Raw genomic sequence first — 15705 nt, 5'->3', positions numbered from 1 at the left:
AAAACCATATTATTACACGAAAAAAAAGCCACATGACCCGTAAACTCTTTAATATCAAGGTTTACAAGGCTATGTGGCTTTTTTTGGCGATTTTGGGGTACCCCAGAATTATGCGCTTTTTCGCGTGTGGTCCTGACGTGGTCTTCATATTGAAAGGTGTAGAGATATGACCACCCCCAGGATATTGAGTATTCTATATAATGTTTATTAATTGTTTGTTATATGGTAATAGTTCTTCAATTTTTGCAACAATACGCTTTTGTTCCTCCAGTGGAGGAAGTGGAAAAACAAATCTTTTAAGCTTCTCGGCATTTATATTCGATTGTCCAATCGCATCTGATTTTACAGTTTGACAATATCTCCAGTAGTAATCTGATTGCATAACAAAATTAATATAATCACTAATCACTATCACAGGAGTAAGTCTAACTAAATATCCTGCATATATTGCTGGAAGTTCTTCCTTATAAATCGCTGTTTTCCCAACAAGATCACGACTATTAGTACGATTAAATAGTAAATCATTTTTCTCCAATTTATATTTTTCAATATCGCCATCATCGAGACTATAAACCAAGTCACTATAATCAATTTTACCACCTTGAAGATTTCCCATTCTAAGTACAGCTATCTTTCCTTCTTTAGAAGATTTTTTTGAAGTGCCATACATAATATTGGAACATACTTGCCCTATCGAAACCCATTTCCAACTCTCTGGAATCTCAAATGAGATATCATCTTCTCTAATTTCTGGAAGCGACTTTTCTTTCCTTATCTTGCCTTCTTTAACCAGCTTTTCTTTTTCTTCTTGAATCAACTGATACAGTTCTTCAGCAGCACCCTCTTCTTCTCTCTGTTCAACCAACTTACCTTCGATCGCATATTGCAAAATAGATTTTTGCATATCCCCCGGAAATTTTTGGTTCAGCTCCTCTACTTCTGTATATGCTTTATCGTATTTCTCCACATAAGACATGAGTTCTTCTACCTTTGCTACAACACGCTTTTGTTCCTCAAGTGGAGGGAGTGGCAGACAGTACATATTCATCCTTACCATTGTTAAGGTCGATACTGTTGTACCTCCTGAATTATTTTTTATTTGTGTCTCCATGAGTTTTGATTCCATAATTAATTTAATATATTCTGAGGACACATCGCAAAAATTTTCTAAACAAATTACACTTGCATCTTTATAATAGAATATATCATTATCTTTAACGATGTAAGTTTTACCAAGAGTTCCTACAGCAGTAACCATTAAATCTCCTGCCTTTGGTACTCCAGATTCTGCAAACTTATTAAATAATTCTTCGTCTATAAATAACTCATTATCTACTTTTCCAAACTCAGCTAATTTACCAATTTCCCTAGCTCTGTAAAAAGGAATACCTTCCTTTCTCCAATCAGATTGATGGACACGCCTAGCTGATACAACATTTACAATTTCACCAAATCTAACCCATACCCAACTTTCTGGAATGTCAAAAGGAATTTCATCTTCTTTGATATCTGGCAGTTTTTTTTGCTTTTTTATTTTTCCTTGTTTAATCAGCTTTTCTTTCTCTACTTTTATCTGCTCTAGCAGTTCTTTAGCAGAACCTTCTTCTTCTCGCTGTTCCACCAACTTCCCTGAGACAGCAAGTTGAAGGACACTATTTTTTAAGTCTTGTGCATCCATTTTAATTACCTCCAAGCATAGAAGTAATCTGCTCTAAAATATGGTCAATTTCAGCATTAAGAGAAGCTCGCTTTTCTTGATACTGATGAATCAAATCCATCGGTTCCAAAATAACTTCTTCTTCGTGAGGAAAGCCACATAAGTCAATGTTGTAGCTTTTTTCTACAATCTCACTGACTGTATATTTCTTCGATTTAGGGAAACCATCAACTTCGATTTCTTTTCTATAATCCCACCATGCTAAAGCTTCATTGAAGTGTTCCAGCTTCATCGGTCTAGTCTTAGAGAAGTTCTTATACCCCTCTGGCATATCAACACGATAGAACCAAGTTTCCTCCGTAGATTTGGTGTTATCAAAGAACAAGATATTAGTTCGAATAGATGTATAAGGCGCAAAAACGCTATGAGGCATCCTTATTACTGTGTGGACATTGAATTCATTGAATAATTTCTTCTTAATATTGAATTTGGCATTATCAGTTCCAAACAGAAATCCATCAGGAATAATAACTGCTGCTCGGCCATTTTTCTTTAATCGATACATGATTACATTCATAAATAAATCTGCTGTTTCAGAACTTCTTAGCTCCATTGGAAAATTGACTTTTACGCTTTCTTTCTCACTTCCTCCATATGGTGGATTCATCAAAATCACATCAAAAGGCTCCATTTTCCGAAGCTCTTTATAATCTGTTTCTAATGCATTCCCATGAAGAATGTTTGGATCATCTATATCATGAATCAGCATATTGGTCACACATAGCATATGCGGTAGTGCTTTCTTTTCAATTCCAAATACAGACTTGTTATAGAATTCTCTATTTTCAAGAGAGTTACCAACTTGTTTATCAAGTGCAGATAAAGCAGAGGTCAAAAAGCCCCCAGTACCACATGCAAAGTCTCCAATCTTTTCCCCTAATTCCGGTTTCACCACTTCTACCATAAAGTCTGTGACAGCTCTTGGCGTATAAAACTCACCAGCATTCCCTGCACTTTGTAAGTCCTTAAGGAACGATTCATAGATTGCTCCAAATTCATGGCGCTCTTTATATTCTGTAAAATCGATTTCATCAATGATATTAACTACTTGACGAAGCAGTACTCCATCTTTTTGATAGTTGTTGGCATCTTCAAAAGCGGATTTAACAATAATTTGACTCATCGGTGTTTCTTCATCAATTTCTAGATTTTTCAGAGTAGGAAATAGCGTGTTGTTTACAAAATCAAGTAAAGCATCTCCTGTAAGTGACTCACCGTCTTTTAAATCAACTGCCCAATCTCTCCATTTTAATCCTTTGGGAATGATGGACTTATAGTTGTCATCATAAAGCTCCCATGCTTCTTCCTTTGCATCATATATCTTTAAGAAAAGAATCCACACGATTTGCTCAATTCTCTGAGCATCTCCATTAACACCCGAATCATTTCGCATAACATCTTGAATTCTCTTAACTAAATTATTTATCGCCATAACTTATACCTGCCTTGTCTACTGTTGTTATTTTAATTATGCGTAATAAATCTCATTCTCTAATTCCTTTACTGCCTTTAAATATGCATCTTTTCCACCAAAGGCTTTGACTATTTTCATTGGACTACCAATCTTAGCAAATTCCTTTAGTTGAAGTACCTTGGTATCTTCAATCTCCTTAATCCCGTCATTAGCATACTTATCAAGCAATGCTTCAATTACCTGCTGTGCAATATCAGAATACTTGTAGAGATAGTGACGTTTTTTCACATTCTCTGCTCTCTCTTTTTTTGTTAGGGGTGGTTTATCGTATGCCAAGTGACAGATAAGATCAAAATCATCTAGTTCAGATTGGCCTAGTTCTTCTCTGATCGCATCTAGCAAAATACCACTGTCTTGTAATTCATCAATTATTGCTTGTTTTTTCTCGGCTTTTGTCCACGATTTCAAGAAATCATCTAATATTGCATATTGCTTCAAGATATTTTTCTTTGTATAGTCAGTCAGACTTTCTGTGATTAGCCTTCCATCCTTATCGACATATTGGACTCTCTCTGAAAGAACCTTAACAGTAACATCCCCTATATAATATTTACGGGGCTTATCTTCACCCTCGTCATTAAAAGGTGGTGTGTCTCCATTTCCATACTCACCTTCATCTTCTCTGACACCATCATTACCAGTATCTTCTCCCGTGCCTTCTCCATCACCATCTATCGGTGGTTCTGGCTCATCGACCGGGTCGTTTCCTCCAAGTTCAATTACCACTTCAGGTTTACCGTCAAATGCAGGATCAGCGAAAAGTCGGCTAGAATTACGGAAGTCCATTATGGTAAAGTAGGTCTTTCCGTATTCTTCAAGAAGTCTTGTTCCACGACCAATAATCTGCTTGAATTCGGTCATACTATTGATGTTATTTTCTAAAACTATCAACTTACACATCTTTGCATCTACACCGGTAGTCATAAGCTTACTGGTTACTGCGATAACTGGGTAATCACTTTCTTCATCAATAAAGTATTCTAGTTGCGCTTTTCCTTCATCATTATCCCCCGTAATACGCATGATGTATTTATCATTTTGCGCATACAAGTCTTTATTTTCATTAATAAGAGCTTGCCTCATTCGTTCGGCGTGTTCAATGTCTACACAGAAAACAATCGTTTTACTAAAGCGATCCGTTTTCTTTAAGAACTCTGTGATTTTAGAAGCTATGACTCGTGTGCGATCATCAATCACAAGAGAACGTTCAAAATCTTTTACATTGTACTCTCGATCCTCAATTTCATAGCCGTATTTATCAACCTTCCCTGCTTCCGGTCGATAGCCTTCAAGATCTCGATCCAATCCAATTCTGATGACTTTATATGGCGCCAAGAAGCCATCATTAATTCCTTGTTTTAAAGAATACTCATAAATGGGCTCACCAAAGTAAGTCTGGCTTGACGCTTCTTTTGTTTCTATTGGTGTTGCTGTACAACCAACGTGAGTAGCCGATGAAAAATAATCAAGAACCTTTCTCCATGCTGATTCTTCTTTTGCACTACCTCTGTGACACTCATCTATCACAACCAAATCAAAAAAGTTCGGTTGGAACTGACGAAACGTCTCTTCTCCATCGTCACCAGTAAGCTGCTGATAAAGAGCTAAATAAATCTCGTAGGAACTATCAAGATCTTTATTCTTCACCTTCGTCATCTTCCCACTAAAGGGCTTGAAGTCTCCTGAAATAGTCTGGTCAACTAGTACATTCCGGTCTGCTAAGAAAAGGATCCTTTTCTTTAAACCGGATTTCCACAACCTATAAATAATTTGGAAGGTCATAAAAGTTTTACCGGTACCTGTAGCACTAACTAAAAGCACACGGTCTTGTCCTTTTGCAACGGCATCGACTGTTCTATTGATTGCGACCCTTTGATAATATCTAGGAGTTTTATAATTAGGCACATAATAGTAAGGCTCTAAGATAACCTTTTCTTCAGCCTCATTTATATTTTTATCAATTAAATATTTTTGATATAATTCTTCTGGCGATGGAAACTCTTCAAGTCTTAGTTCCCTTACCTCACCAGTAATCAAGTTCTGCTCGACGAAGGCATCCCCATTAGAAGCATAAACATAGGATATGTCTAGTGCTTTAGCATAGTCAATTGCTTGCTGCAAACCCGCTCCAACTGGATGATTATTATCTTTCGCTTCTATGACTGCTAAAGGAAAGTTATTTTTGTAAAAAAGGACATAGTCCGCTCTTTTCTTTTTTCCTCTGGCAGTTACATTACCACGAAGTATGATTCTACCAGCCGTAAAGGCGTATTCAAGTCGAACCTGCTTATTTATGTCCCAGCCCGCATCAATGATTGACGGTGTGATATATCTAGCTTTGATATCTTCTTCAGATAAATTTCTCTTTCCCATTAGCTCAACCCCTTCACCTTATTTCCACAAAATTGCTTATTCTTTTTCAAATTCCATAATGTCTCCAATGTTGCAGTCGAGGCACTTGCAAATTTTATATAAGCTTTCTAGATTTACAGGTTGGCATTTTCCAAGGCGAGCTAATATATTGTATGTAATTCCAGCCTGCTCCTTCAATTCCGTTTTATTCATCTTATTATCAATCAAGAGTTTCCACAATTTATCATAGCTTATAATCATACAAAGTCCTCCTTAGCTATGTAAAAAAAAGACAATTTTATTATAGCACATTAACAAACGAAAAATAGAGAAAACCTTACAATAGTGTAAGGTCAATTAATTAATGTGTTTTATAAATATCCTATATTTAAACAAGCCAACATAATCATTAATAACTTAACAATCTAACTTTATGTAGAAAAAGAAGGTATTATATCAAATTATGTAGAATTTTACAATTATGTATAAAAGTATTAGCAAGATTTTAGAAAGGAGAGATTATGAGTTGATCCAAAAAATTATTAGTATAAAAAACACTGGGAAATTCCGTGCATTATCTGCACAAGGTACTAACAACTTTAATCGGATGAATATTATATATTCCGAAAATGGACGTGGAAAAACTACACTATCACATATCTTACGTTCATTAAATGACCAAAATCCTGAACTTATCATTGGTAGAAAAACTCTTGGCAGTTCTGGAGAACAGTCAATAAATATATTATGCGATACAAAGAGCTATAAATTTAAAGGAGGTAATTGGGATAATAAACCCAAATATGAATTTGAAATATTCGATTCTACTTATATCACAGATAACATCTATTCAAAAAATATTATAGAACATGATCAAAAGAAACAGTTATACCTATTAACGATTGGGAAAATTGGCGTTGAGAAAGCAAAAAAGCTTGATGACCTTGAATCTCAACTTAAAATAGAAAATGTAAATAAAAAGGATTTAGAAAAATCTATTAATCTTGGTATCCAAGGTCTGCTATCAGTAAAAGATTTTATTAAACTACCAGAAAAAGAAAACCTTGAAGAGGAAATCGAAAAGATTGAGAAATCTTTGTATTCACTTGGACAAGAATCAGAAATAAAAACTAAACAGAAGCTTACTAAACTCAGCCTACCATCTTTTGATCTTAATAAATTTGAAGCTAGTTTGTCGGGAGTTTCACTCAATTTAATAAGTAATAAAGCAGAGGTATTAACAAAACAACATATAAAGGAATTGCTCGATGAGAAAGGAGAAAATTGGCTTGAATATGGTGTCACTAAATTGGAAAGTGACCAATGTCCATTCTGTAAACAGGATATTAGTGGAATCGAAATCGTTGCTGCATTTAAAACATATTTTAGTTCAGAATATCAAGAATCCCTTAAATTTATAAATACTCTCAGTACTTCTTTCAAAGAAAAATTTGGGTTTAATACACTTTCTTCCTTGAATACAAGTTTAAACAAAAACCTGAATTTATTATCATTCTGGCAAAACCATATTGTTTTAGACAATAACCTAAACTTAACTATTGAAAGTATAAACAACACTTGGGAGTTATTCACTTCTGCTATTACAGAAGTATTAGATATTAAAAAGCGTTCTCCATTAGAAGAGGTAACAATCTCAAAAGAGATAGTTAAATTGCATAAGCAATACCAAGCCATTTTAGATAATCTATCTAGATACAATGAACAAGTTGAATCTATTAATCAAAAAATTGAGGAAAGAAAATTATCTTTAGACAAATTATCTTTACAAAATCAAAAAGTCTCTTTAGAACGATTAAAAAACATTCAACTACGTTATTCAAGTGAAAAATCTGAATTGATTAATAGCTATAAAGAATTATTAGGCAAAATAAAAAAGTTAAGTAAATTAAAAACACAAGTCAAAAACGAATTAAATCAATATACTGAAGAGATATTTCAAAAATACGAAACACGAATTAATTGGCATTTAGAAAGATGTGGAGCTAGCTTTAAAATTTCTGATTATAAATCAAGTTTCTTAGGAGGAAAACCTAGTAGTAATTTCTCATTATCAATTAATAATATACCTGTCCAACTTGGAAATGAAAAATCACCATTAACCACTGCTTCTTTTAAAAATACATTGAGTGAAGGAGACAAAAGTAGTTTGGCTTTTGCATTCTTCTTGGCAAAATTAGAAACTGATCCTGACATTGAACGAAAAATACTCATCTTTGATGATCCGATTTCAAGTATGGATAACCATAGGAAAGGTTATACAGCAGATCAAGTGGTTAGATACTCTAATCTTGCAAGACAAGTATTAGTATTAACACATGACACTTACTTCGCGAGAGCGCTCTGGAGTAAGTATGCTGATAAAAAAACTTTATTAACTCAATTGTGTGTCAAAAGAGATGGTACCACAGATAGTACAATAGGAAACTGGGACATTGAATCTGAAACTAAATCCGATTATTACCAAAGTTATTTTACTTTAGCTGATTTTCTGGAAGGAAAAACTGAAGTCGATCCTAGATCAGTTGCAAGATGTATTCGCCCGCTACTTGAGGGAAACTTACGGATTCGTTTTCCAGCTGACTTTAAAAGTAATGAGTGGCTAGGTAATTTTATTGATAAAGTTAGGCAGGAAGAGACTGAGCCCTTAAAGAGAATGAAAAATCAACTTACGGAACTTGAGGATATTAATGATTACAGTAAAAAATTCCACCACGACAAAAATCCGTATGCCGATTCCGAACAACTAGATCATACAGAATTACTTACGTATGTAAAACGCACTTTAAATGTATTACAAGGTGTACATAATGTTGGTTAATTACTCGAGTGGACAAACTCATTTTGTCCACTCACTTAAGGTTTACCGTTATTTATGATACGGTTCAGGGCAAGATACCCTAAACTCCCAATATTAACTCAATAAGTTCCTATGTTTTCCATAAAATAATATATAATCGTTTATTAAAGTTTATTAATCTCTGCCCGTAAACTGTCCAATAAACTCAACATCATCAACCTTCCATCCTTGATCTATAACATAGATCAAAGAGGTTTTGACAATGACCGTTTCCGTATTAGCAATATCATTATATTCTGTGCTTAGCTTAAATTCATTAAAGAATTCAGCCTCTGTCTTCGACGACTGATATTCAAATGGCTTTAACCCAGTTATAGAGGATTTCACCGATTGTTCTGAATCTGGCAGCTCGGTGCCTGAGGGATGTGTGGATTTATATCCGTGATCAGTCATGAAAGACTTAATGTTTTGATATCGTTCTGCAGTCGTTTGATAGTTGAAGAATTTTTTTAGAAACTCCTGGTTTGCCTTTAATGCGTCCGTGTTCTGAATGGATGATAAAGAATCGATTTTCTCTTCATAGTTGCTTTGGTTTGCCCTGACTTCCTGCAGCTGCGTACGTAAACTGAAGACATATAGAATGACGATAACCGCAACGATAAACCCAATCATGAGTAAGATGTAGTTTTTCTTTTGATTTGGTTCCACAAACCTTCACCTCTTTACTGAATCCGCCTGAAGCCTAAGAAGGGATATAACTTTTTCCATTCTTCAACTGAAGAATATGAAGTGCCGCTGCTGCCATTGGCATTTATGAATTTCCCATCGCCGACATACATACCAACATGCGATGCTCCAGGCTTGTAGGTGGAGAAAAAGACTAAATCGCCAGGCTTAATTTGATTTTCAGGAACAGGTACTGTTTTGTTATATTGTGATTGTGCTGTTCCATATAAATCAATTCCCACTTGTGCGAATGCATATTCCAGCAGTCCCGAACAGTCAAATCCCCCAGCTGCTGGTGTTCTGCCGCCCCATACATAAGGCAAGCCAAGGAACTCTTTCATGAGTGCATGGACTTCCTCCACATCAAAACGCTGGGCACCGTCGCTGATAACTGCAGCGCTTCCGTCTTCAGAATAGTAATAGCGAAGCACATTGTTAACATAATTTACATCACCATATCGGGGCCATCCTGTTTTAGCAGCCATCAAATTGCTGAACTCAATGGCTGCTTCCTTGGAATAGCCTCCGCGCTCTAATGCATATTCAATGAATCCATTTCCAAAATTATAGGCCTGCAAAGCCAGATGAATATCGCCTTTGGCTTGCTTCATCACTTCTGCAAAATATCTGACACCAATTTGTATAGAATATTCAGGGTCGGTTATAGCTCCAGGAGAAAGTCCAATGGACTCCGAAGATTGCATGACATCTAAATGTCTTCCTCCTGATTCTTGCTGGATGACCGCCATAATAAGGCCCACATATTCACCAATCCCATATTTTTCTGCATATTTTCGAATAAGAGGTTCATATCGCAAAACTTCAGCCGATACTTGGGCCGTACCTTCTGCTCCTTCTCCAGACAAGCCCAATTCAAATTGCTTTTCACCGCCCAGGCTAATAGAAAGAAATAAGGTGATTCCGAAAATAGTTGTAAGAAGAAGGATGCCTGCAAGTATCCAAGTAAGAGGGTTTTTAAGAACAGCTAGGGTTCCAGCAGCTTTTGCACCTTTCTTCAAGACTCCTTGCATATGGACTCCTTTCATAGCCGGTTCCGAATGATCAGCAATATTCTCCGCTTCTTCAGCGTTCCTGATCTGACTCCTCGGCTTTTGGTTTCATGCTTACTGATCTTTTCGTCGTTTCGGAAGATGAGTCAGCTTTTCGGGCATTGATCTGCTGCTGGGCTTCCCACTGTGTTAGATGTTTACCAGATTCCCTTGTTGCAGCTGCTCCTTTTGGACCTTCCATTCTGGATGAAGGCTTCCGATGAGAGGAAGTTTTCCGGTCGCCGGAAGTTGATCTTGCTGTTTGATGGCCGTTAGACTTAGCAGTCTCCTTATGACCTTCCGAACTGTGGTTCCGAGCTTCCGAAATCTTGCGGTTTGTATTACCGGTTTTGGGTCCAGAGAAAGCATTATTAGCAGGACCCTCATCTTTTTCCTTTTTGTAATCAGCTAAATTTACAATGGCCGACCCAGCATTTCGTGATGCCGATCGTCTGGATGCATTTGTGGCTGCCGCAAACCCTGCAGCTGATCCTCCTTTAGCTATTTCAGCCGTGCTTTTACTTAGTTCCTCTTGTCGGCTGGGACCTCGTTTAGCTGATTTGGATCCTGAAACCTGCGACTGCCCTATTACGTCTTTAGAAGGAGCTGCAAAAGAGGTATCATTTTCAGCACTTTGTCGATTAAGAATTCCTCTTGTAATCCCGCCAGCTAAATAGGAACCTTTTGTCATCCGTTTTACACCTTGATACCCTTTTTCTCCTGCCTCGCCAATTGAACTGGTTGTTGCATACGCCATTCGCTCAGCCACTTGCTGGCCTTGAATCATGCCGGCTGATGCAACCTCGAAGATTTCAGAACGGTATTTAAACAGTCCCCAAATGGTAATGCAGATTAAGAAGACAACAAAAGCATATCCTTCTACCCCGCTGGTTATTTTAATTGATTCATAGAGCAAGGTCACAAGGCCTGTAATAACAGCAATCAAGAGAACTAATCCAGCTTTCATCAAGAGCACGCCAACAAGCTTTTTCCCATGATTTAATGCTGTTTCACTGTAGGACGGAATTAGGGAAAGTACTAAGGGAATCGCAGTGAAAATAACCAGAGCCAGGAACCAGACTTGAAGCAAAAACTTAAAGATCCCTAATATCAAGATTGGAATGGAAAGTGCAATGGTAGAGATGATTGTTACAATAAGATAACCAAAGCGTTCACCGCTAAAATCAGGTGTCATTTGTTTGTTGCCAAAGTTCGAAGCCTCATCATCAACAATAATTTTCCTATTTTCTTTACCTTCTTCATTGTAAGGTCTGATTTCTAAAAGTTTATCTACTCGATTTGGATCCTCGCTTACAACTTCCGTTTCCTTTGTAGATCCGTAGTTTAAGAGTAGATATGGCCGTTTGACCATAAGGTTAAAGAGTTGATTTTCCAGTACGGCAATTCCTTCCTTCGAATCATAGGCTGCGTTACTGTCAAACCCGTCAGAACTGACCAGCACATTGGCAGAGCTCGCAATCCCTTCCAGTTCCGCTCCCCGATCATTGAGCCATTTAATGTTTCCCGTCGCATTAGAGTAAAACCAAAACATAAGAGTCATGATGGCCAAAGCGCCAATAATCGCTTTAACCGCATACCCCATTTGCTGGTTTACAAAATACCTCCAGGCAGCTATTCCACCAGCAATAACGACAAACAAGGATAAGAATGTTCCCGACATAATCTCATAGATGCGATCGCTCATGATGCCTGCTTCATTCACAATGGTGCTAATTAAATCAAAACTCATCAGCTGGTTAACGGAATAAAGGGTAAAACTTGCAATTGTCTTGTTAAACCCCCACATCCCTTGATTTATAGAATGCAAGGCATGATCGCCAGCTTCCTTGATGCCATCCCCGATATCTGCTTCCATTCTGTAGTGATCGAGAGGATACTCTTTGCTTTCCAGTGTTACCCGGCCAACCATTTCTTCTCTTTTCTGAACAGTGGGAGCGGGATCTTCGGCTAGTGAACCCGTTGGCATTAGAAGAAATAACATCAATAAACAAAAGCCCAAGCCTTGTTTAAGGGTGTTCATCCAACCCCTCCTTATTCGCAGTTAATGCAAGCTTCTCGGTCAAGCTGGTCTGTTATATCTTCCCGTACTACATCCACACTTTCTTTCACATCTACTTTCCATTCATCATCTTTTTTTCGAAAGACAATATTATCTTCTACTGAATTTTCACCATTAGGGTTTTTGAAATCTGCAAAAACATAATAGCGTTCAAGTTCTTCATCAAAAAAAATTTCATAACGAATATCCTCATATTTTAATCCTGACTCTTTTTTTATTGTAGTTTTGTGAATTTCATATGAACCTTTTCCATAAATAAGCTCTTGCTCTCTTTCATAATCACGATCAAAATTTGCCTTCTCCCATTCATAAGCCAGTTTCGCAATATCTTCTGAAGCTGGGCCTTGATTACACCCAGCTACTAGTAGAATCAGGGCAAATAAAGAGAATACTAGTTTTCTCATTACATAAACGCCTCCTCTGTTTCTGCTCTTCCACGATCGTTTTCTTTAGTGTTGAAGGCGCTGATCCACTCATCAAACAGCACATCGATCTGTATCTTGGCAGTACGCCCATACATATCCTCTACAATACATTGGCCTTCTGAAAGGTTCTTAAGCATATCCCTGTTTGCTTTGTTATCTTCCATGCCCAGGAACTCTATGATGCTGGCTGCTTCTTCAGTTGTTTTAGCTTTAAAAGCAAACTTGGTGCCAATGTTTTCTTTGATCTGCGGCTTGTTATATTCATAAGTGGACTGCGTAATGATATAAACAGCTGATCTTAAGGAACGGCCAGTGCGCAGCAGCTCATTGATCAGCCGGTCGCCGGCCCCCGTATTCATAAGCATCCATGCTTCTTCAAAAATGGTCATCTTAATAACGGAATCATCCCGTGCGAATTTGGTGGCGAATTTGGCCAAAGGCTGCATCAGGGCAACGGCTATATGCTCATCCCTTGTTGCTGCTTTTTCCCCCTCTGCCGGAAGGTTCAAGTTTTGAATCTGCAGGATGTTTACTTGTTCATGAAGGCTGATCCCTGCCGCATCGCCTTCTGAAAACATTAGTTTGGCAACTCCGTTTGTTCCGATTTCATAAAGCAAATCCCCCACATTCTGTACTTCCGGATCATCCGAATCCTGCAAATAGCGAACCACTTTTAACAGCCCTGGTTTCTCATCCTGCTGAAGAACGTGACGAACACCTTTGTAAATGGCTGTTTTCACATTCCGCTCATTCGATTGGAGTTCAGATAAATATTCCAGAACACCCACAGCTGCATCCTGTGCCTCTTCCCCTTCAAGGAAAGTGAGGGGATCAAGCTTTCCAGCATCCTTTTTCTCGCTAGATAGTGTGATATAGTTAAAGCTTTCAATCAGCTCTTTAAAGAATGGAGCTGATTGCTCCATTTCAGGTGTAAGGGCCTGCTTGAATTTCTTTTCTACTTCGTTTTTCGGGTCAGTCATAAGAACCTTCGCTCCAAAAAAGACAGCATTCAGTAAAATGTCTTTTAGAAGATACGATTTCCCCATCCCTGTAGGTCCTGAGATTGTGACATGCGGCGAAGAATACTTGGAGCCTTTTAGACCCAGATGAGCTAAAAAGGGATGATAAAAAACAAGAGATTGTGAGCTTTCAATGCTTTCGCCGGTATGCGATATATTTTTCCCGAGATAGAAACCAACAGTATTTCCGATTTTTCGAGTAAGAGAGAAAAGAGATTCGGCAAATGATTCAGGAGTCAGGATCTGCTCCCAATCCTCAGCAGTGATTTTAGCTGCAGGTAAAGATTGATGGAATAGAAGAAGTTGGTCGGCCAGTGGCTGTTCAATTTCAATTTGCTGATCTTTAAAATCCGATTTAAGCCTTCTGGCTCTTTTTCGGACTTCTTCTTTTGTCTGGCCGTAAACAACAAAATGAATGTGAGTTCTTAGAAGTGGTTTTCCTTGGTTTCTGATTTCATTTTCAAGCTGATGAAGCAGTTCCCGCCCTGTATTAATCAGGCTGTCATCATCTTCATTTGCTTCGATCAGCTGGGCATCCTGATCACGGAAGCGCTTTTTAATGGTATTGGTTTGATTTTCATCCTCTTTTCTCTTCTTGTAGACCGTACGCATATTGACTTCTACTGGAAAGTGATAAGACTGAAAAAAATATGCCCACTCTTTATATCGAAGATCAATCGGAAAATCCGATACTGGAAGAAACGCGCACCACGATTCGTTCTCCAGCTGCTTGATATGAAGATATCCGGCTTTCCCTGGGTCAAGAATGCCTTCTGTAAGGCTATACAGGCTTTCTTCATTGCCAGTCTGTTCCTGTCCCCTGACAAATTGATGACGTATCAGATAGCGCAATTCTTTTTCTTTCAGCCGGTAAGCCCCAAGATAATTATTAAGGGTTGTATAAGCATCCTCTTCAGATTCTTCAAACAGTCTGGATGTTAAATCGTCTACTTCACTTTCTCTAAAACCCGCAAGTTTTTGCAGATATCGGTTCATGCTCTTAAAAGAAGAGGAGAAAGCATCGATGAGATTTTCCTCAGTCTCTCTTTTTTTCAGCTTAATGCCTACAAAAAATTTGTATTCGACGACATGTTTTGCCTCTTCACGCAGGATCTCTGCTGCCCGCTCGGCATAATAGTGCCCAATGTCAGCATATTTGCCTTCATATTGTTCCTTCAGGCTGTCCATTCGTTTATCGATATCCACTGGAATAGGTAGTATTTTATAGTCGATTTCTTCAAAGGATGCTAATTGCCAAGCAAGCCTTTGAAGCCGGTTAACCAAATTGTCTTCAGCTTCCTGTTCATTGATTCCTACCGTGTTTTCATGCAGACGGTAGTAAGACCAGGCCTCTGAATCATGTGTATAAACTACATTGTCTTTATAGGAGTGAATCGGAAATTGCAGCAAGATACCACCACCTTATTGGAATCGCTCATATGACTGTGCCTTCTTCATCTGTGGCTGGTAAACAGGCTTATGGCTGCTGTAGCTAAAACGCCTGTTATATAAGTATCGGAAATACCCGATAAAAAAACGGTCAAGACGTTTTCCGTCCAATTTGCTTCGGCAGACCGCTCCGGCGATGATCCACGGAAGCATTGCATAAAAAGCTAGCTGCAAGGTTGCAGGCAATACCTGATTAATGCTCCCTCTAAAAAGAAAGAGAAAGCCGAAAAGTAGCAGGGCCACTATGATTTGCCTAATTTCAATCCCCTTGGAAAAAACAAGTGATTTTTCACCTTTCCCAATTTTCCAAATTTTTAAAGGGTGCTTAAAGAACTTTCGGTAACTGTACGCGGCTGATCTCAATTGAGCCCACCGCTTTTTACTTGACTCCAAAGGGCATTGGCCAAGCTTTCGAATTCTCCTGGATTAGACACAATTACATAGCAGACAACCGCAAAAATAAAACTGGAAAAGAACATGCCCCATCTTTGCGAAATAAAAGCTCGTACGATCATGACAACCATAACAATAAATAAAACAGCTGCAACCTGTCCTGACACGTAATCCGTTAGACCAGTTATATCTGGCATTTGGAA

Annotated in this window: 12 protein-coding genes; 1 reads left to right on the top strand and 11 read right to left on the bottom strand. The window is 37.9% G+C overall.

Annotated features, from left to right (window positions below; translation table 11 throughout):
• Positions 1-193: 193 nt before the first annotated feature.
• The 4 genes from J7I93_RS09250 to J7I93_RS09235 are packed head-to-tail and all read right to left on the bottom strand — an operon-like array spanning position 194 to position 5804.
• Positions 194-1678 (bottom strand): restriction endonuclease subunit S, encoded by a 1485-nt coding sequence (locus tag J7I93_RS09250; protein WP_214725515.1) that lies wholly within the window; start codon positions 1676-1678, stop codon positions 194-196.
• A 1-nt stretch (position 1679) separates the two neighbouring features.
• Positions 1680-3149 carry a class I SAM-dependent DNA methyltransferase gene (locus tag J7I93_RS09245; protein ID WP_214725512.1) on the bottom strand — a complete coding sequence of 490 codons (1470 nt, stop codon included), beginning with the start codon at positions 3147-3149 and terminating at the stop codon, positions 1680-1682.
• 36 nt (positions 3150-3185) lie between these two features.
• The gene (hsdR, locus tag J7I93_RS09240; protein ID WP_214725510.1) at positions 3186-5564 is read right to left on the bottom strand and encodes an EcoAI/FtnUII family type I restriction enzme subunit R; all 2379 of its coding nucleotides are present in this window, start codon (positions 5562-5564) and stop codon (positions 3186-3188) included.
• Positions 5565-5600: 36 nt separating this feature from the next.
• A complete protein-coding gene (locus J7I93_RS09235) occupies positions 5601-5804 on the bottom strand; it encodes a helix-turn-helix domain-containing protein (protein ID WP_214725508.1) in 204 nt (67 codons plus the stop codon).
• A 265-nt stretch (positions 5805-6069) separates the two neighbouring features.
• Here J7I93_RS09235 and J7I93_RS09230 point away from each other — a divergent pair, with 265 nt between their 5' ends.
• Entirely contained in the window at positions 6070-8382 is a 2313-nt protein-coding gene (locus tag J7I93_RS09230) for an AAA family ATPase (protein WP_214725506.1), read from the top strand.
• A 153-nt stretch (positions 8383-8535) separates the two neighbouring features.
• On the opposite strand, the gene J7I93_RS09225 is transcribed toward J7I93_RS09230, so the two are convergent.
• Genes J7I93_RS09225 through J7I93_RS09195 form a run of 7 tightly spaced genes read right to left on the bottom strand, consistent with a single transcriptional unit; the run spans position 8536 to position 15699 of the window.
• Positions 8536-9069 (bottom strand): hypothetical protein, encoded by a 534-nt coding sequence (locus J7I93_RS09225; RefSeq protein ID WP_214725504.1) that lies wholly within the window; start codon positions 9067-9069, stop codon positions 8536-8538.
• Between the two features lie 14 nt (positions 9070-9083).
• The gene (locus J7I93_RS09220) at positions 9084-10118 is read right to left on the bottom strand and encodes a bifunctional lytic transglycosylase/C40 family peptidase (RefSeq protein ID WP_214988655.1); all 1035 of its coding nucleotides are present in this window, start codon (positions 10116-10118) and stop codon (positions 9084-9086) included.
• A 52-nt stretch (positions 10119-10170) separates the two neighbouring features.
• Positions 10171-12177 carry a CD3337/EF1877 family mobilome membrane protein gene (locus tag J7I93_RS09215; protein ID WP_214725499.1) on the bottom strand — a complete coding sequence of 669 codons (2007 nt, stop codon included), beginning with the start codon at positions 12175-12177 and terminating at the stop codon, positions 10171-10173.
• 11 nt (positions 12178-12188) lie between these two features.
• Positions 12189-12620: a hypothetical protein gene (locus J7I93_RS09210; RefSeq protein ID WP_214725497.1), complete on the bottom strand. Its 432-nt coding sequence runs from the start codon at positions 12618-12620 to the stop codon at positions 12189-12191.
• Positions 12620-15070: an ATP-binding protein gene (locus tag J7I93_RS09205; RefSeq protein WP_214725495.1), complete on the bottom strand. Its 2451-nt coding sequence runs from the start codon at positions 15068-15070 to the stop codon at positions 12620-12622. Before J7I93_RS09205 ends, J7I93_RS09210 begins: the two co-directional genes overlap by 1 nt.
• A 12-nt stretch (positions 15071-15082) precedes the next feature.
• Entirely contained in the window at positions 15083-15472 is a 390-nt protein-coding gene (locus J7I93_RS09200) for a TcpE family conjugal transfer membrane protein (protein ID WP_214725493.1), read from the bottom strand.
• Positions 15469-15699, bottom strand: coding sequence for a hypothetical protein (locus J7I93_RS09195; RefSeq protein WP_214725492.1), 231 nt, complete (start codon positions 15697-15699; stop codon positions 15469-15471). Before J7I93_RS09195 ends, J7I93_RS09200 begins: the two co-directional genes overlap by 4 nt.
• Positions 15700-15705: the final 6 nt, after the last annotated feature.

The organism is Bacillus sp. ISL-47 (assembly GCF_018613175.1).
In the GTDB taxonomy this organism is placed as follows: Bacteria; Bacillota; Bacilli; order Bacillales; family Cytobacillaceae; genus Cytobacillus.
The sequence above is the reverse complement of the archived record's forward strand: the minus strand, read 5'-3'. Positions and strand labels throughout refer to the sequence as shown.